Below are 18,808 nucleotides of genomic sequence, written 5' to 3' on the forward strand. Positions count from 1 at the left end.
CAGCAGCGGCCTGCTTCGTTCACTCTTCGATCAGCCAATCCAGCCGCCAGCCGCCCTGGCTCTGCGCCAGGCGTTCGGCGAGCCACGGCAGGGTCTGGCGCAGCTCGTCCTCGATGCCCCACGGCGGGTTGGCAATGGCCAACCCGGAACCGTTCAAGCCGGAGTCGGCGGTGTCGGCCGCATGCACCCGCAGTTCCACGCGCAGCAGTTTGGGTGCGCCGCTGGCCTGCAGACCCTGGTAGAAGCGCCGGAGCTGACGCTGATCCTTGATCGGATACCAGATGGCAACCACGGTCTGGCGCATGCGCCCGATGGCTTCCTTGAGGGCCGTAACGCACCGTTCCAGCTCGTCGGCCTGTTCGAATGGCGGATCGATCAGCATCAGCGCGCGCTTTTCCGGCACCGGCAGTAGTGCTCGCGCCAGGTGCCAGCCCTCGCCCAGGTGCACGGCGACGCGGCGGTCGCCGGCCATGTTGTCCCTGAGCAGTTGGCCGTCTTCCGGGTGCTTCTCGTTCAGTTGCAGGCGGTCCTGCGGGCGGGTCAGGCGTCGCGCCAGCTCGGGCGAGCCCGGGTAGAAGCGCAGACTGCCATCCGGGTTCAGCTCGTGGATCACCTGCAGGTAATCGGCCATGGGCGCGGGCAGATCGGGCAAGCCCCAGAGACGGCCGATGCCTTCGCGCCATTCGTCGGTGCGACTGGCCTGGTCACCCAGGAGGTCGTAGAGGCCAACGCCGGCGTGGCTGTCGAGGACGGCAAAGGGTGCCTCTTTGCGCGACAGCAGGGCGATCAGGCGGGCCAGGGTGAAGTGTTTCAGCACGTCGGCATGGTTGCCGGCGTGAAAGGCATGGCGGTAGTTCATGGGGAATCCTCGCAAGGCGCGCATTCTACCAGCCAGCGCCCAATCACGGCTTCACCCCCTTTATCACGCTCGTGGATGTTGCTAGGCACCTTTCATTCACCGACCTAGACTCGGCTGATTCCATCCGGAGAGCCACCATGTCCGAGACCCTGCTCAGTTCCCGCAACCTGGCCTTCGAACTCTACGAAGTGCTGGACGCCGAAGCCCTGACCCAACGCGAGCGCTTCGCTGATCACAACCGCGAGACCTTCGACGCCGCCCTGGGCACCGCCCGCAGCATCGCTGAAAAATTCTTCGCCCCGCACAACCGCAAGGGCGACGAACAGGAGCCGGAGTACGTCAACGGCGCCGCTACCCTCATTCCGGAAGTGAAACCCGCAGTCGACGCCTTCCTCGAAGCCGGTTTCCTGAATGCCACGCGCAGCTTCGAACAGGGCGGCATGCAGCTTCCCACCTTGCTGTCCCAGGCCTGTTTCGCCCATTTCCAGGCGGCCAACGTCGGCAGCTCGGCGTACCCCTTCCTGACCATGGGCGCGGCCAACCTGATCGAGAGTTTCGGCAGCGACGAGCAGAAACAGCGCTTCCTGCAACCGATGATCGACGGCCGCTTCTTCGGCACTATGGCCCTGACCGAGCCCCATGCCGGCTCCTCGCTGTCGGACATCCGCACCCGCGCGGAGCCGGCCGCTGACGGCACCTACCGTATCAAGGGCAACAAGATCTTCATTTCCGGCGGCGACCACCCCCTGTCGGACAACATCGTGCACATGGTGCTGGCCAAGCTGCCGGACGCACCGCCCGGTGTGAAGGGCATCTCGCTGTTCATCGTGCCCAAGTTCCTGGTCAACGATGACGGTTCCCTGGGCAAGCGCAACGACGTCATCCTGGCCGGCCTGTTCCACAAGATGGGCTACCGTGGCACCACCTCCACCGCGCTGAACTTCGGCGATAACGGCGAATGCGTCGGCTACCTGGTCGGCAAACCCCATGCCGGCCTGTCCTACATGTTCCAGATGATGAACGAGGCGCGCATCGGCGTCGGCATGGGCGCGGTGATGCTCGGCTACGCCGGCTATCTCTACTCCCTGGACTATGCCCGCGAACGTCCCCAGGGCCGCCTGCCGGACGGCAAGGACCCGACCTCGCCCCAGGTGTCGATCATCCAGCACGCCGACGTGCGCCGCATGCTGCTGACCCAGAAGGCCTATGTGGAAGGCGCCTTCGACCTCGGCCTGTACTCCGCGCGTCTGTTCGACGACACCCAGACGCTGGCCACCGAGGAAGAACGCCAGCAGGCACACGAACTGCTCGACCTGCTCACGCCCATCGTCAAATCCTGGCCTTCGGAGTTCTGCCTCAAGGCGAACGAACTGGCCGTCCAGATCCTAGGCGGCCACGGCTATACCCGTGAGTACCCCGTTGAGCAGTACTACCGCGACAACCGCCTGAACCCGATCCACGAAGGCACCCATGGCATCCAGTCCCTCGACCTGCTGGGCCGCAAGCTGGCGCAGAACAAGGGCGCCGGCCTCAAGCAACTGACCCGACTGATCAACGACTGCTGCGCACGCGCCGCCGAATACGAGTCGCTGAACGCCCTGCGCCAGCCGCTGGAGCACCTGCTCGTGAGTCTGTCCAACGTCACCCTGGCACTGCTGGGTGACCTGATGCAGGGCAAGGTCAACCAGGCGCTGGCCAACTCGGCGCTGTACCTGAAGGTCTTCGGCCATACCGTGATCGGCTGGCGCTGGCTGGAACAGGCGATCCGTGCCGAACAGGGCCTGGCCCGTGGAAACGCCGCCGACGCCGACTTCTATCGCGGCAAGCTGCAGGCCGCGCGCTACTTCCTGACCTGGGAAGTACCCGGCTGCCATCACGAACTGGCGCTGCTGGAAGCCCGCGACGACACGTGCCTGGCCATGCGGGACAACTGGTTCTAGCCCTTTCCAGGGTTCTTCACGCCCCGCGCACATGCGGGGCTTTTTTATTGCGCGTAGCGCGCCCCCAATAACTTCTTCATCCGCATTTTCCCCTCTCCGGAACCTCGAACCCGTTCTCCTGCCCAAGGGCTTCCCGACGCTGGCAAGAACCCTGCATGAAATCTTGCAGAGCCTTGCCACCGGCAGGTTAGAATTCCTCGGCATGCGCCCCTGCATGCCGTTCCCAATCCCCATTTGCTAGGAGCCGCCAGTGGATGCCACCACCGTCAATAGCCTGTTCCTGATCGGCGCGGTGCTGGTAGGCATGAGCATTCTGGTCAGCGCCTTCGGATCGCGCTTCGGCGTCCCTATCCTGGTGGTGTTCCTCGTCGTCGGCATGCTCGCGGGCAGCGACGGCCCCGGCGGCATCGTCTTCAACAACTACTCCCAGGCCTACCTGGTCGGCAACCTGGCGTTGGCGATCATCCTGCTCGACGGCGGCATGCGTACCCGCGCGGCGACCTTCCGCGTGGCGCTCTGGCCTTCACTGTCACTGGCCACGGTCGGGGTACTGGTCACCGCCGGCCTGACCGGCGTCGCAGCCGCCTGGCTGTTCAACCTGAGTACCCTGGAAGGCCTGCTCATCGGCGCCATCGTCGGCTCCACCGACGCGGCGGCGGTGTTCAGCCTGCTCGGCGGACGCGGCCTCAACGAACGCGTCAGCGCCACCCTGGAAATCGAGTCGGGTAGCAACGACCCCATGGCCGTGTTCCTCACGGTGACCATGATCGAGATGCTCGCCACCGGCCAGAGCGGATTCAGCTGGACCTTCGTCGTGCATATCGTCCAGCAGTTCGGCGTCGGCACTGTCATGGGCTTCGCCGGCGGCTGGCTGATGCTGCAAATGATCAACCGCCTGACCCTGGCCAACGGCCTCTACCCCCTGCTGGTAGTCGCGGGTGGCCTGCTGGTGTTCGCCCTGACCAACGCCGTGCACGGCAGCGGCATCCTTGCCGTCTACCTGTTCGGCCTGTACCTCGGCAACCGCCCGATCCGCTCGCGCCACGGAATCCTGCATATCCTCGATGGCCTGACCTGGCTGGCGCAGATCGGCATGTTCCTGGTGCTGGGCCTGCTGGTCACGCCCCACGAACTCTTCCCGATCATCCTGCCGGCCCTGGGCCTGGCCCTGTGGATGATCGTGGTCGCCCGTCCACTGTCGATCTTCCTCGGCCTGGCGCCGTTCCGCGCCTTCCATGACCGCGAGAAGGCCTTCATCGCCTGGGTCGGCCTGCGTGGCGCAGTGCCGATCATCCTGGCGGTGTTCCCGTTGATGGCCGGGCTGCCCAACGCGCAGCTGTTCTTCAACGTGGCCTTCTTCATCGTGCTGGTCTCGCTGGTGCTGCAAGGCACCAGCCTGCCCTGGGCCGCCAAGCTGTTGCGCGTCACCGTGCCGCCGGAGCCCGCGCCCATCTCCCGCGCCGGCCTGGAGGTCCATCCCACCAGCGAGTGGGAGCTGTTCGTCTACCGCCTGGGCGCCGAAAAGTGGTGCATCGGCGCGGCCCTGCGTGAACTGAAGATGCCGGACGGCACGCGCATCGCGGCACTGTTCCGGGGCAAGGAACTGCTGCACCCGTCGGGCAGTACCACCCTGGAAGCCGGCGACATCCTCTGCGTGGTCGGCCATGAACATGACCTCCCGGCCCTGGGCAAGCTGTTCAGCCAGGCACCGCAACGCGGCCTCGACCTGCGCTTCTTCGGCGATTTCGTGCTGGAGGGCGATGCCCAGCTGTCGGCAGTGGCTTCGCTTTACGGCCTCAAGCTTGGCGAGCAGGACGGCCACTTGCCCCTGGGTCGCTTCATCGCCCACGAAATCGGCGGCGAGCCGGTGGTGGGCGACCAGGTGGAATGGAACGGCCTGACCTGGACCGTTGCTCTGATGGAAGGGAACAAGGTGCGCAAAGTGGGCGTCAAATTCCCCGAAGGTCAGAGCCGGCCGGGGCTGTTCCTCTAAGGGGACGCTCAAGGACGGCACTTTCAGGTCCAGGCCCCCGCCACGGAAACGATGGGGTTCGCCAACAGGGCGACCCCGGATCACAACCGCTCGTGCCCGGCAGCCCCGCAAAGGCCGTCGTGGCATATCATTAGCCCCATTTGAACCCGAGCTGCCCGATCGCGATGATTGCTTCCTTGCGCACCTTTTTCGCTGCTGCCCTGTTGGGCTTCTGCCTGACGCCGGCCTACCTGCAAGCCGCCACCACTGCTACCCCTGGCCTGCCCAAACCGGCTGCCGCACCTGCCGAGAGCAAGGCCGCCGGTACCGAGACCGCGACCAAACCCTCGATCGAGGAGCAGACCCAGTCCTTCGTCGCCAGCCAACAGGAGAGCGAGCAGGCCCTTGCCGCCCTCAAGCGCCAGCTGGAGAGCGCTCCCCGTCTTGTCGGCGAATCCCAACGGGAGCTCGCGCGGCTGAAGACCAGCCCGGCGGTGCCGGTGAAGGAGCGCTACGGCAAATCCGACCTCGGACAGCTGGAAAAGCTGCTGGACACGCGCAGCAGTGAACTGGCCGAGCTGCAGAAGGAACTCACCGAAGCCAACAGCCTGATCATCACCTCGCAAACGCGCCCGGAGCGGGCCCAGGCCGAGATCAGCAGCAATCAGTCGCGCACCCAACAGATCAACGCCATGCTCAAATCCGGCAAGGAAGCGGGCAAGGCCATCACCGAAGAGCAGCGCACCCTGCTCAATGCCGAGCTTGCCGCCCTCGCCGCCCAGACCGAACTGCGCCGCGAGGAACTCGCCGGCAACAGCCTGCTGCAGGACCTCGGCAACAGCCGCCGGGATCTGCTCATGGAGCGCATCCGCCGCCTGGAACAGGAAACCCAGGACTTGCAGTCGGTGATCAACGGGATGCGCCGGGAGAGCTCGGAGCAGACGGTGGCGGAGCTTGCCCGCGACGCTGACAAGGGCACGCCGGACAGCGTGTTGGCGAAGGAAAGCGCCATCAACCTGAAGATGTCCGATTACCTGCTGCGTTCCACCGACCGCCTCAATGAGCTCACCCAGCAGAATCTGCAGACCCGCCAGCAACTGGACAATCTCAGCCAGGCCGACCAGGCCCTGGAGGAGCAGATCAGCGTGCTCAAGGGCAGCCTGCTGCTGGCCAAGATCCTCTACCAGCAGAAGCAGGCCCTGCCCCAACTGCACCTCGACTCGAACCTGGCCGATGAGATCGCCGACATCCGCCTCTACCAGTTCGAGCTGAATCAGCAGCGCGACAAGCTGGCCAATCCCCAGGCCTACGTCGACAGCCTGCTCGCCGATCAGCCGCCGGAACAGGTCACGCCGGAACTGCGCACCACCCTGACCAATCTGATTTCCACCCGCAGTGAACTGCTCGACCGCCTGAGCCGCGAGCTGAACAACCTGCTCAACGAATCCATCACCCTGCAGCTCAACCAGAAGCAGTTGCAGGAGACCTCCCAGGCCCTGCGCAACACCCTCGACGAGCAGATGTTCTGGATTCCCAGCAACAAGCCGCTGGACCTCAACTGGCTCAAGTCCGCCCCGCACCTGCTGGAACGCCAACTGGCCGAGATGCCCTGGGGCGCGGGCGTGCGCGAACTGGGTGAAGGCCTGCTGGACCGCCCCTGGCTGTTCCTGCCCCTGCTGCTGTTGATCGGCGGCCTGCTGTGGAAGCGCCGCTACCTCTACGCCAAGCTCAACGAAATCAACCAGGACGTCGGCCACTTCAAGCGTGACAGCCAGCTGCATACGCCGATGGCGCTGTTCCTCACCGTGCTGCTGGCCCTGCCGGTCAGCCTGTTCCTCGTCCTTTGCGGTTTCGCCCTGCAGATCGATGCCCGCGGCCAGAACGCCACGCTGGGTGCGGCGCTGATGGAAATGGCCCAGGCCTGGATGGTGTTCTACACCCTCTATCGCATCCTCGCGCCAGGCGGCATCGCCGAATTGCACTTCCACTGGGATCGCCCGCAGGTCGCCTTCCTGCGCAGCCAGATACGGCGCCTCGGCGGCGTGGTCATGGCGCTGGTGGCCATCGTCACCGTGGCCGAACACCAGCCGGCAGCACTGGCCGACGACATCATCGGCGTGCTCGTGGTCCTCAGTTGCTATGCCCTGATGACCCTGGTGCTGAGCAACCTGCTGCTCGCCGAACCGATGCGCGAGCAAACCTCGCCGTTCCGCCTGCTGATCGGCGTCGCCTTCACCCTGCTGCCACTGGCGCTCATCGTTGCGGTCGGCTTCGGCTACTACTACACCTCGCTCAAGCTCACCGACCGCCTGATCACCACGCTCTACCTGCTGATCCTCCTGCTGCTGGTCGAGGCCACCTTCGTTCGTGGCCTCGCCGTCGCGGCGCGGCGTCTGGCTTACCAGCGCGTGCTTGCCAAGCGCCAGGCGCAGACCAAGGAAAACGCCGAGGGCGAGGAAGTGGTGGTGGAAGAGCCGGCCCTCGACATCGAGAAGGTCAACCAGCAATCGCTGCGCCTGATCCGCCTCGCCCTGCTGGGCGTGTTCATCACCTGCCTGTACCTGGTCTGGGCCGACCTCATCAGCGTGTTCGCCTACCTCGACCAGGTCACCCTCTACCAGTACTCCAGCGGCACCGGCGACACCGCCACCCTGGTACCGATCAGCCTGTTGGACGTACTCGGCGCACTGATCATCGCCGGCATCACCACGGCCCTCGCGCGCAACCTGCCGGGCCTGCTGGAAGTGCTGGTGCTGTCGCGGCTCAAGCTCGCCCAGGGCAGCGCCTACGCCACCACCACGCTGCTGTCCTACGCCATCGCCGGCATCGGTTTCGTCAGCGCGCTGTCCACCCTCGGGGTCAGCTGGGACAAGCTGCAATGGCTGGTCGCCGCGCTCTCCGTCGGTATCGGTTTCGGCATGCAGGCGATCTTCGCCAACTTCATTTCCGGCCTGATCCTGCTGTTCGAACGCCCGGTGCGTATCGGCGACCTGGTGACCATCGGCACCGTCACCGGCACGGTGAACCGCATCCGAATCCGCGCGACGCACATCACCGATAGCGACCGCAAGGAAGTGATCGTGCCGAACCAGATCTTCCTCACCAGCCAACTGATCAACTGGACGCTGACCGACACCGTCACCCGCATCGTGCTGGTGTACAACGTCAACCGCAGCTCCGATCTCGACCTGGAACTGGTGCGCAAGCTGCTGCTGCAGGCTACTCAAGAGAACTCGCGCGTGCTGCGCGACCCGGCGCCTACCGTACAGCTGAAGACTTACGGCGCCAGCACCCTGGAGCACGAGCTGAAGATCTACGTTCGCGAGCTGGGTGATCGCGGCCTGGCGACCGATGAGCTGAACCGACGCATCGATGAGCTGTTCAAGGAACACGACATCAATACGTCCAGCACGCCGAAGATGGACATCACCCTCACCCGCCCCGCCGAGAAACATACCGAGGGCGAAATCGCAGAAGTGACGATCAAGGGCAAGGCGCCGGTTCCGGAGGCCCGATGATCTGTGCACTTCCTGTCGGCACGGCGGCGTGACAAGCTGAACTCATGAAAAAACTCGACGAACTGCGCTTCGACAACCGCTTCGCCCGCCTGGGCGACGCCTTCTCCACCGAGGTGCTGCCCGAGCCGCTCGCCGAGCCGCGCGTGGTGGTATCCAGCCCGGCGGCCATGGCCCTCCTCGACCTGGACCCGGCTGAAGCCGACAACCCGGTGTTCGCCGAAGTGTTCACCGGACACAAGGTCTGGGCGGATGCCGAGCCACGGGCGATGGTCTATTCCGGCCATCAGTTCGGCGTCTATAACCCACGCCTTGGCGATGGGCGTGGCCTGCTCCTGGGCGAAGTGCTGAACGACACGGGCGAGTACTGGGACCTGCACCTCAAGGGCGCCGGCCAGACACCCTATTCACGCATGGGCGATGGCCGCGCCGTGCTGCGCAGTTCGATTCGCGAATTTCTCGCCAGCGAGTACCTGCATGCGCTGGGCATTCCCACCAGCCGCGCGCTGTGCGTCACCGGTTCCTCGACGCCGGTGTACCGGGAGACCCGTGAAACCGGCGCCATGCTGCTGCGCCTGTCGCCCAGCCATGTGCGCTTTGGCCACTTCGAATACTTCTACTACACGCGTCAGCACGAGCAGCTCGAAGCCCTGGGCCGGCACGTCCTCGAATGCCATTTCCCCCACTGCCTGGAACAGGAGCAGCCCTGGGCCGCCTTCTTCCGCGAAGTGCTGGAGCGCAACGCCGAGATGATCGCCCTCTGGCAGGCCTACGGCTTCTGCCACGGCGTGATGAACACCGACAACATGTCGATCCTGGGCATCACCTTCGACTACGGCCCCTACGCCTTCCTCGACGACTTCGACGCCAACCATATCTGCAACCATTCCGATGACGGCGGCCGCTACAGCTTCAGCAATCAGGTGCCCATCGCCCACTGGAACCTGGCCGCACTGGCCCAGGCGCTGACGCCCTACATCGACGTGGAACAGCTGCGGGAAACCCTCAACCTGTTCCTGCCGCTCTACCAGGCCCACTACCTGGACCTGATGCGCCGCCGCCTGGGCTTCACTTCCGCAGCCGAAACGGACGACGCCCTGGTGCAACGCCTGCTGCAACTGATGCAAGGTAGCGCAGTGGACTACAGCCAGTTCTTCCGCCGACTGGGCGATGAAGCACCGGAACAGGCGCTGAGCAGGTTGCGGGACGACTTCGTCGACCTCGCCGGCTTCGATGCCTGGGCGGCGGACTACCGGGCCCGCGCGGCGCAGGATGGCGACGACCAGCAAGCACGCCGCACGCGAATGCATGCGGTGAATCCGAAGTACGTTCTGCGCAACTACCTGGCCCAACGCGCGATCGAGGCTGCCCAGCAAGGCGACTACGCCGAAGTGCGCCAACTGCACGCGGTGCTTTCGCGTCCGTTCGACGAACAACCGGGCATGGAGCGCTTTGCCGAACGCCCGCCGGAATGGGGCAAGCACCTGGAAATCAGCTGCTCGTCCTGAGCCGCATTTCTGTAGGAGCTAGCTTGCTAGCGAACAGCGGCTTCTTCGCCAGCAAGCTGGCTCCTACGAAGTAAGGCTAACGGCCGAGCATCCACTCCAACCCCATCGCCACATGCCGCTCGGCGCTGTCCACCAGATGCTGCGGTCCTGAGTCCCTGTAGGAGCTAGCTTGCTAGCGAACAGCGGCTTCTTCGCCAGCAAGCTGGCTCCTACGAAGTAAGGCTAACGGCCGAGCATCCACTCCAACCCCATCGCCACATGCCGCTCGGCGCTGTCCACCAGAGGCAGGGGTGACTCGCAGCCGTCCAGCAAAAGACCGATTTCGGTACAACCAAGGATGGCGGCCTGCGCACCTCGTGCCTTCAACTGCGCCAACTGGTCGAGGTAGAAGGTTCGGGCGGCAGGCAGGAACTGACCCACGCACAGCTCCTGGAAGATCACCCGGTCGATTTCGTTGATGGCCTGGTTATCCGGCACCAGCACTTCGATGCCGTAGCGCTGGCCCAGGCGCTCGCGATAGAAGGCTTCCTGCATGGTGAAGCGGGTACCGAGCAGAGCGGCGCGCTCCACCCCTTGCCCATGCAGTGCCTGGCCGACGGCATCGCCAATGTGCAGGAGCGGGAGATCCACAGCCTGCTCGATGGCCGCAGCAACCTTGTGCATGGTGTTGGTCGCCAGCAATAGCGCCGTCGCACCCGCCCCCTCCAGACCTCGCGCGGCTTGCGCGAGCAGCTCACCGGCCGCCTCCCACTCGCCGGCTTTCTGTTGGGCGGCGATCTGCGCGAAATCCACCGAATGCAGCAACAGTGGTGCGGAATGCAGCCCGCCCAGGCGGTCACGAACACCGCGATTGAGCAGCTGGTAATAGGTCACGGTGGACTCCCAGCTCATTCCGCCCAGCACACCCAACATGCGCATGACACTGCTCCCCTGTAGGAAAGCTCCAGCCTAGTCCAGGCTCGTCGCAAGTCGGGCATACAGTTGCCGGGAAACACGGAGATACAGCGCAGCCCACCGCCCCTTGTTTCTTACAAAATGGAATATAAACCTGCACAAATCTTCTTAGACTCTCTAAGAAAAGCCAATTATCTTCAGCCCCCTGCTTATTCCAGCCTGTTCTACCACCCACTGTCAGGCGCTGTGCCCGCATGAAGATTCGCGACCTCGATCTCAGCCAGAGTTCGATCAACACCGAACACGAAGCGCTGGGGATCCCGCCAGTCGAAGATTTCGTTTCCCACCCCGACGACCACCCGGTCCTGCGGGCTGCGATGTGGGCGGCGATCCTCATTTTGGTAGGTCTGCTCTGCTTCCTCGCCTGGCGCCTGTTCTTCGATAACGGCGGCAACAGCGGCCTGGAGATCATCGAGAACGCGCTGACCAGCAAGGGCTTCTGGAGCGCGGTTGCGGTGGGCTTCTTCGCCCAGGTCATCGACGGCGCACTGGGCATGGCCTATGGCATCACCGCCACCACCTTCCTGCTCACCACCGGCGCCTCGCCCGCCGCGGCCAGCGCCAGCGTGCACATCGCCGAAGTCTTCACCACCGGCCTGTCCGGCATCTCCCATGTGAAGCTGGGCAACGTCAACAAATCCCTGTTCCTGCGCCTGCTGCTGCCGGGCATCATCGGCGCCGTTCTGGGTGCTGTGCTGATCACCCAGTTCGACGGCGCGGCACTCAAGCCCTTCATTTCCGCGTACCTGCTGCTGATGGGCCTGTACATCCTGAGCAAGGCCTATCGTCACATCGCCAAGCGCAAGGCACCGAAGCACGTCGCCAAGCTGGCCCTGTTCGGTGGCTTCGTCGATGCCGCAGGCGGTGGCGGCTGGGGGCCGGTGGTCACCAGCAGCCTGATCGGTTCCGGTACCGACCCGCGCACCACCATCGGTTCGGTGAACTTCGCGGAGTTCTTCCTGACCATCTCCAGCGCCACCTCCTTCATCCTCCTGGCCGGCGCCCCGGATACCTGGAAGATGGTTGCCGGCCTGGTGTTCGGCGGTCTCTTCGCGGCGCCCCTCGCCGCCCTGCTGTGCAAGAAACTGTCGCCGCGCACCCTGCTGATCATCGTCGGCTGCCTGATCACCCTGATCAGCGCCTTCAACATCTACAAGTCCCTGGCCTGATCACGCGACGACGATCTAAGGACAGAAGCAAAGGTTCTAGCCCCGGCCCCGGTCAGTCCTTTCGACGGATTGACCGGGGCCGGTGTGTTTTCACATGCTGCGTGCCTCCAATTGCCGAAGGAACGCAACTGCATGAAACCGGAAACCCTCGCCGTCCACGCCGGCTACAGCCCCGACCCGACTACCAAAGCCGTGGCCGTACCGATCTACCAGACCACCTCCTACGCCTTCGATGACACCCAACACGGGGCGGACCTGTTCGACCTCAAGGTGGCCGGCAACATCTACAGCCGGATCATGAACCCCACCAACGACGTGCTGGAAAAACGCGTGGCGGCACTGGAAGGCGGCGTTGGCGCCCTGGCAGTCGCCTCGGGCATGGCGGCCATCACCTATGCCATCCAGACGCTGGCTGAAGCCGGCGACAATATCGTCTCGGTGGCCAAGCTCTATGGCGGCACCTACAACCTCTTCGCCCACACCCTGCCGCGCTCAGGCATCCAGGTTCGCTTCGCCGCCCATGACGACATTGCCGCCCTGGAAGCGCTTATCGACGAACGCACCAAGGCGGTGTTCTGCGAGTCCATCGGCAACCCGGCGGGCAACATCGTCGACCTCGCGGCCCTGGCCGAGGCGGCCCACCGCCACGGCGTGCCGCTGATCGTCGACAACACCGTACCCACGCCCATCCTCTGCCGTCCCTTCGAGCACGGTGCGGACATCGTGGTGCATTCGCTGACGAAGTACATCGGTGGCCACGGCACCAGCATTGGCGGCATCGTTGTCGACTCCGGCCAGTTCCCCTGGGCGCAGCACAAGGACCGCTTTCCGCTACTCAATACCCCCGACCCGTCCTACCACGGCGTTACCTACACCGAAGCCTTCGGTCCCGCCGCCTTCATCGGCCGCTGCCGCGTTGTACCCCTGCGCAACATGGGCGCGGCGCTCTCGCCGTTCAACGCGTTCCTGATCCTCCAGGGCCTGGAGACCCTGGCCCTGCGCATGGAGCGTCACACCGGCAACGCGCTCGAAGTCGCCCGCTTCCTGCAAGCGCACCCGCAGGTGGCCTGGGTGAAGTACGCGGGCCTGCCGGATCACCCCGAACATGCCCTGGCGCAGCGCTACACCGGCGGCAAGCCGGCCTCCATCCTCAGCTTCGGCATCCTCGGCGGCATCGAAGCCGGTACGCGCTTCATCGATGCCCTGAAACTGGTGGTACGCCTGGTGAACATCGGCGACGCCAAGTCTCTGGCCTGCCACCCGGCCTCCACCACCCACCGCCAGCTCAACGAAGAAGAACTGGCAAGGGCGGGGGTGAGCCGTGACATGGTGCGCCTGTCCATCGGTATCGAGCACATCGACGACATCCTCGCCGATCTGGCCCAGGCCCTGGAGGCTTCCCGCGGCTAAGCGTCCGGGACTTGATTTGTGCCGGTTTCGGCTCCAGATCAGGGTCAATCCCGATCTGGAGCCAACCATGACCGATCCCCTGCTCATTCCCTGCGCCCACTGCGCCGGGCTGAACCGTATTCCCGCTGCCCGCCTGGGCGACTCTCCGCGCTGCGGCCACTGCAAGAGCGCCGTGCTTCCTGCAGCGCCCTTCGACCTGCATGAAGCCGACTTCGCCAAGCAACTGAGGGGCGACCTGCCCCTGCTGGTGGACGTCTGGGCGGACTGGTGCGGCCCCTGCAAATCCTTCGCCCCCATCTACCAGCAGGCCGCCGGCCAGCTCCAGGGGCGCTGCCGCCTGGGCAAGCTGGACAGCGAAGCCAATCGCAATCTGGCCGGCCAGCTGGGCATCCGCTCCATTCCGACCCTGATTCTGTTCAAGGACGGCAAGGAAGTCGCCCGCCAGAGCGGCGCGCTGCCCCTTGCGCAGCTGCTCGGCTGGCTCGGCGCGCAGGGCATCTGATCGCTCCGGTCAACTCGACTGGCCGTCCCGGTCATTGCCGGGACCGTCGAGGTCGCTAGGCTCTGTGAATCGCCACGCCGGAGCCCGCCATGTCCATGCCAATCGAGCTGGTTCGCCAGCTGACCGAGGAACACATCGCTTTCGTCAAACGCAGCGGCCTCCAGGCCGACATCCTGGAGCCCGGGCACGTACGCCTGCGCATGCCGTTCGAGGGCAACCAGAATCACATCGGCACGCTCTACGCGGGCGCGCTCTTCACGCTCGCCGAAATGCCCGGTGGCACCCTGTTCCTCACCAGCTTCGACAGCCGCCGCTTCTACCCCGTCGTGAAAGAGATGAACCTGCGCTTTCGCCGCCCGGCCAAGGGCGACATCACGGTGGACGCCCGAATCGACCCGGCGGAAATCGCCCGTATCCAGCGGGACGCCGAGGCGAACGGCAAGGCTGAATATTGGCTGGAGCTGCAATTGCTGGACGCCAGTGGCGAAGTGGTCGCCGAGAGCCGCGGGCTCTACCAGATGCGGGCCTACTGACGGCCTTGCCCTGGATCAATCCGTAGCGCGGGAGAAGGCCACAGAGTGTGGACCTCAGAGGAGGCCCACACCATGCTCAAGCACATACTGGTCGCCCACGACCTCAGCCGTGAAGCCGACATCGCCCTGCAACGCGCCATCCAGCTAGCCCGCCAACACGGCGCAGCGCTCACCCTGCTGCATGTGCTCGAAGACCACCTGCCCAATGCGGTGCAGGGCAACCTGCGCGATGCCGCGCAGCAGCATTTCAACGAGCACTTGGCGCAACTGGGCGCCGAAGACTGTCGACTGTTGCTACGCAAGGGCCGCCCCGCCCAGCAGATTCTCGAAGAGATGGGTGACAGCGGCGCCGACCTGCTGGTGATCGGCCGGCACCATCACAATGCACCGGAACTGTTCATCGGCACGACGCTGGAGCGCGTCGCCCGTCATCTGGCCGCCCCCCTGCTGCTGGTGGTGGGCGAGCAACCGGAAAGGCCCTATCAGAAAGGCTCCGTGGCGCTGGACTTCTCCCTGTGCGCCTGCGACGCCCTGCGTAAGAGTTATGCGCTGCTGCCGCACGACGCCAGCCTCGTCGCGCTCAATGTGATGGAGCTGGGCAGCCGCCTGCTCTCGAAAAGCAGCCAGTCAGCTGACTTGCTCGCCACTCAACGGGAACTGCTGGAGCGGCTGCTGGAGGACGAGCTTGTCGGACTTGGCGACTCCGCACCGGCCGTGCAGCTTGAAGTGGTGCGCGGCGCCCTGCCCCGCGCGCTGGACGACGCCATCGCCGCGCAACGCCCCCAACTGCTGGCCCTCGGCAGTCACGGCCGTAGCCTGATCTCCCAGGCACTGCTCGGCAGCCTTGCCCTGCGCTACCTGCAGAACCCGCCCTGCGACCTTTTGCTGGTCAAATAACGCATTCGCCCCGGCAAGCCGGGGCGAAACAGGGTGATCTTCACTTCCGCTGGGCTCAGCTTTCCAGCAGCTCGTGCAACTCGACGAACTGCTGGGTCAGTTTGTGCCGAGGCTCCAGGTAGATCAGCGGTTTGCAGGCCTGGTGCGACTCGCGCATCTTCACCGACATCATCAGGTTAACCGGCAGTACCGGCAGACCTTCCTCCACCAACTCATCCAGCAACTGCTGTGGCAAGGTGGCGCGCGGCTGGAACTGGTTGACCACGATGCCTTCCACTTCCAGGCCCTCGTTGTGGTCCTCCTTCAACTCCTCGATTTCCGCCAGCAGCCCATAGAGCGCATTGCGGGAGAAGCTGTCGCAGTCGAAGGGAATCAGGCAACGATCGGCGGCGATCAGCGCAGAAACCGTGTAGAAGTTCAAAGCTGGCGGCGTGTCCAGATAGATGCGGTCGTAGTCCTCGCTCAGGTCCTCCAGCAACTTCCGCAGCTTGTTGATCTTGTGCTTGGCCTCCAGCTTCGGCTGCAGATCGGCCAGCTCCGCCGTGGCGGTGACCACATGGAGGTTGTCGTAGGGCGTCTCGTAGATATCCACCTTGCCCTTGCGGAAGGCGGTGGCCGACAGCGTCTGCTTGAAGAAATCGGCAATGCCCATGGGGATATCTTCACCGGTCAGACCGGTCAGGTAGTGCGTGGAGTTGGCCTGGGCATCCAGATCGATCAGCAGGGTGCGATACCCCTGCGAAGCACTCACTGCTGCCAGGTTGCAAGCAATGCTGGACTTGCCCACTCCGCCCTTCTGATTGAAAACCACGCGCCGCATCCCACACCTCCAAAGCCTGACTAGTAGCGGATTCTATGCAACGCCCGTGACAAGGGCGAGGTCAGACACAAACAAAAAGGGTCGCTTTCGCGACCCTCGATGATTAGCAATGGTATTGCGCCGACAGCTCGTGCACCGCCTCAAAGAAGGCGCCAGCGTGGGCTGGGTCGACTTCCGGGGTGATGCCATGGCCGAGGTTGAATACGTGGCCAGAACCCTTGCCGTAGGCGGCGAGGATACGGCCCACCTCGGCGCGGATGGCGGCCGGGTTGGCGTAGAGCACGGAGGGGTCCATGTTGCCTTGCAAGGAGACCTTGTCGCCGACGCGGGCACGTGCGCTGCCGATGTCGCAGGTCCAGTCCAGGCCGAGGGCTTCGGCGCCGGTATCGGCCATGGATTCCAGCCAGAGGCCGCCACCCTTGGTGAAGAGGATCACCGGTACGCGTCGGCCGTCGTGCTCGCGGATCAGCCCGTCGACGATCTTCTTCATGTAGGCCAGGGAGAATTCCTGGTAGGCCGCCGCCGAGAGGCTGCCACCCCAGGAGTCGAAGATCTGCACCGCCTGGGCACCGGCCTTGATCTGGCCGTTCAGGTAGACGGTCACCGACTGGGCCAGCTTGTCCAGCAGGGCGTGCATGGCCTGTGGATTGTCGTAGAGCATCGCCTTGGACTTGCGGAAGTCACGGCTGGAACCGCCTTCGACCATGTAGGTCGCCAGCGTCCATGGGCTGCCGGAGAAACCGATCAGCGGCACACGGCCATTCAGCTCGCGGCGAATGTTGCGCACGGCGTCCATCACGTAGCCCAGGTCCTGCTCCGGGTCGGGAATCGGCAGGGCTTCGATGTCGGCGAGGCTGCTCACCACTTTCTTGAAGCGCGGACCTTCGCCCGTCTCGAAGTAAAGCCCTTGGCCCATGGCGTCAGGGATGGTGAGGATGTCGGAGAAGAGGATCGCCGCGTCCAGCTGGGGATAACGATCCAGCGGCTGGACGGTGACCTCGCAGGCCAGCTCGGGGTTCTTCATCAGGCTGACGAAGTCACCAGCCTTGGCGCGGGTGGCACGGTATTCCGGCAGGTAACGACCGGCCTGGCGCATCATCCAGACGGGAGTGACATCAACGGGCTGCTTGAGCAGGGCGCGGAGGAAACGGTCGTTCTTCAAGACGGTCATGGCAGTGTCCAACGAAAAAGTGCGGGCATTTTCGCAGAGCCCAATGCAAAAGGCACGGCGGGTGCCGTGCCTTTTGTCCATCGCGACATTCGGTCGCTGCGCTCCCAGTCCCTTAAGCGCTTAGACGCCCAGGTAGTCCAGGATGCCTTCGGCAGCCGTGCGGCCCTCGAAGATCGCCGTTACCACCAGATCGGAACCACGGACCATGTCGCCACCGGCGAAGATCTTCGGGTTGCTGGTCTGGTGCTTGAACTGCGACTGCGCGGGAGCGACCACACGGCCCTGGTTGTCGATGCTGATGTCGAACTGCTCGAACCAGGGAGCCGGGCTCGGGCGGAAACCGAAGGCGATCAGCACGGCTTCAGCCGGGATGATCTCCTCGGAACCCGGGATCGGCTCGGGGCTGCGACGGCCACGGGCGTCCGGCTCGCCGAGACGGGTCTCGACCACCTTCACACCTTCCACCTTGTCTTCGCCGACGATGGCGATGGGCTGGCGGTTGAAGAGGAACTTCACGCCCTCTTCCTTGGCGTTCTTCACCTCTTTGCGCGAGCCCGGCATGTTCTCTTCGTCACGGCGATAGGCACAGGTAACGGCCTTGGCGCCCTGGCGAATGGAGGTGCGGTTGCAGTCCATTGCGGTGTCACCGCCACCCAGGACCACCACGCGCTTGCCCTTCATGTCGACGAAGTCCTCGGGGGACTTCTCGAAGCCGAGGTTGCGGTTGACGTTGGCGATCAGGAAGTCCAGCGCATCGTGCACGCCCGGCAGGTCCTCGCCCGGGAAACCGCCCTTCATGTAGGTGTAGGTACCCATGCCCATGAAGACTGCATCGAACTCCTCGAGCAGCTGGTCCATGGTCACGTCCTTGCCCACTTCGGTGTTCAGGCGGAACTCGATACCCATACCGGTGAAGACTTCACGGCGACGGCTCAGCACCTGCTTCTCGAGCTTGAACTCGGGGATACCGAAGGTCAGCAGACCGCCGATTTCCGGGTTCTTGTCGAAGACCACCGGGGTCACGCCGTTGCGCACCAGCACGTCGGCGCAGCCCAGACCGGCCGGACCGGCACCGATCACGGCAACGCGCTTGCCGGTGGGCTTGACCTTGGACATGTCCGGACGCCAGCCCATGGCGAAGGCGGTGTCGGTGATGTACTTCTCCACCGAGCCGATGGTCACTGCACCAAAGCCGTCGTTCAGGGTGCAGGCGCCTTCACAGAGGCGATCCTGCGGGCACACGCGGCCGCAGACTTCCGGCAGGGTGTTGGTCTGGTGCGACAGTTCGGCGGCAGCCAGGATGTTGCCTTCCGACACCAGCTTCAGCCAGTTCGGAATGAAGTTGTGCACCGGGCACTTCCACTCGCAATACGGGTTACCGCAGCCAAGGCAGCGGTGAGCCTGGTCAGCCGCTTGCTGCGGCTTGAACAGGTCATAGATCTCGACGAATTCCTTCTTGCGCTGGCGCAGCAGTTTCTTCTTCGGATCCTTGCGCCCGACCTCGATGAACTGGAAGTCGTTGTTCAGACGTTCAGTCATTAAAAAAACCTCATCAAAC

Annotated in this window: 14 protein-coding genes; 9 read left to right on the top strand and 5 right to left on the bottom strand. The window is 64.4% G+C overall.

The window, feature by feature from the left end:
• Positions 1-19 precede the first annotated feature (19 nt).
• Positions 20-859 carry a 23S rRNA (adenine(2030)-N(6))-methyltransferase RlmJ gene (gene rlmJ / locus E8E95_RS26490; RefSeq protein WP_280355116.1) on the bottom strand — a complete coding sequence of 280 codons (840 nt, stop codon included), beginning with the start codon at positions 857-859 and terminating at the stop codon, positions 20-22.
• A 137-nt stretch (positions 860-996) separates the two neighbouring features.
• On the opposite strand from rlmJ, the gene E8E95_RS26495 reads away from it, so the two are divergent.
• The 4 genes from E8E95_RS26495 to selO all read left to right on the top strand — a co-directional run bounded on the left by E8E95_RS26495 (position 997) and on the right by selO (position 9,794).
• Entirely contained in the window at positions 997-2,799 is a 1,803-nt protein-coding gene (locus tag E8E95_RS26495) for an acyl-CoA dehydrogenase (RefSeq protein WP_280355117.1), read from the top strand.
• 250 nt (positions 2,800-3,049) lie between these two features.
• Positions 3,050-4,792 (top strand): potassium/proton antiporter, encoded by a 1,743-nt coding sequence (locus E8E95_RS26500; RefSeq protein ID WP_280355118.1) that lies wholly within the window; start codon positions 3,050-3,052, stop codon positions 4,790-4,792.
• 164 nt (positions 4,793-4,956) lie between these two features.
• Positions 4,957-8,289 (top strand): mechanosensitive channel MscK, encoded by a 3,333-nt coding sequence (mscK, locus tag E8E95_RS26505; RefSeq protein WP_280355120.1) that lies wholly within the window; start codon positions 4,957-4,959, stop codon positions 8,287-8,289.
• Positions 8,290-8,333: 44 nt separating this feature from the next.
• A complete protein-coding gene (gene selO / locus E8E95_RS26510; protein WP_280355121.1) occupies positions 8,334-9,794 on the top strand; it encodes a protein adenylyltransferase SelO in 1,461 nt (486 codons plus the stop codon).
• A gap of 222 nt (positions 9,795-10,016) precedes the next feature.
• Here selO and E8E95_RS26515 read toward each other — a convergent pair whose 3' ends face one another.
• Entirely contained in the window at positions 10,017-10,712 is a 696-nt protein-coding gene (locus E8E95_RS26515; protein WP_280355123.1) for an aspartate/glutamate racemase family protein, read from the bottom strand.
• Positions 10,713-10,942: 230 nt separating this feature from the next.
• Here E8E95_RS26515 and E8E95_RS26520 point away from each other — a divergent pair, with 230 nt between their 5' ends.
• The 5 genes from E8E95_RS26520 to E8E95_RS26540 all read left to right on the top strand — a co-directional run bounded on the left by E8E95_RS26520 (position 10,943) and on the right by E8E95_RS26540 (position 15,259).
• Positions 10,943-11,917 (top strand): sulfite exporter TauE/SafE family protein, encoded by a 975-nt coding sequence (locus E8E95_RS26520; RefSeq protein WP_280355125.1) that lies wholly within the window; start codon positions 10,943-10,945, stop codon positions 11,915-11,917.
• 132 nt (positions 11,918-12,049) lie between these two features.
• Positions 12,050-13,327, top strand: coding sequence for a bifunctional O-acetylhomoserine aminocarboxypropyltransferase/cysteine synthase (locus E8E95_RS26525; RefSeq protein WP_280355126.1), 1,278 nt, complete (start codon positions 12,050-12,052; stop codon positions 13,325-13,327).
• A gap of 67 nt (positions 13,328-13,394) precedes the next feature.
• Entirely contained in the window at positions 13,395-13,829 is a 435-nt protein-coding gene (gene trxC / locus E8E95_RS26530) for a thioredoxin TrxC (protein WP_280355127.1), read from the top strand.
• An 89-nt stretch (positions 13,830-13,918) separates the two neighbouring features.
• Entirely contained in the window at positions 13,919-14,362 is a 444-nt protein-coding gene (locus tag E8E95_RS26535; protein ID WP_280355129.1) for a YiiD C-terminal domain-containing protein, read from the top strand.
• A gap of 72 nt (positions 14,363-14,434) precedes the next feature.
• Complete coding sequence (locus E8E95_RS26540; protein ID WP_280355131.1) at positions 14,435-15,259, top strand: universal stress protein; 825 nt, start codon at positions 14,435-14,437, stop codon at positions 15,257-15,259.
• Between the two features lie 55 nt (positions 15,260-15,314).
• Here the strand turns inward: E8E95_RS26540 and E8E95_RS26545 are convergent, their stop codons facing one another.
• From E8E95_RS26545 to E8E95_RS26555, 3 genes are all read right to left on the bottom strand, one after another.
• Positions 15,315-16,079, bottom strand: coding sequence for a ParA family protein (locus tag E8E95_RS26545; RefSeq protein WP_280355133.1), 765 nt, complete (start codon positions 16,077-16,079; stop codon positions 15,315-15,317).
• 103 nt (positions 16,080-16,182) lie between these two features.
• Entirely contained in the window at positions 16,183-17,250 is a 1,068-nt protein-coding gene (hemE, locus tag E8E95_RS26550) for a uroporphyrinogen decarboxylase (protein ID WP_280355135.1), read from the bottom strand.
• A gap of 120 nt (positions 17,251-17,370) precedes the next feature.
• Positions 17,371-18,789, bottom strand: coding sequence for an FAD-dependent oxidoreductase (locus E8E95_RS26555; RefSeq protein WP_280355137.1), 1,419 nt, complete (start codon positions 18,787-18,789; stop codon positions 17,371-17,373).
• Positions 18,790-18,808 lie beyond the last annotated feature (19 nt).

It is taken from the genome of Pseudomonas sp. BN414 (assembly GCF_029871275.1).
Lineage (GTDB): Bacteria > Pseudomonadota > Gammaproteobacteria > Pseudomonadales > Pseudomonadaceae > Metapseudomonas > Metapseudomonas resinovorans_C.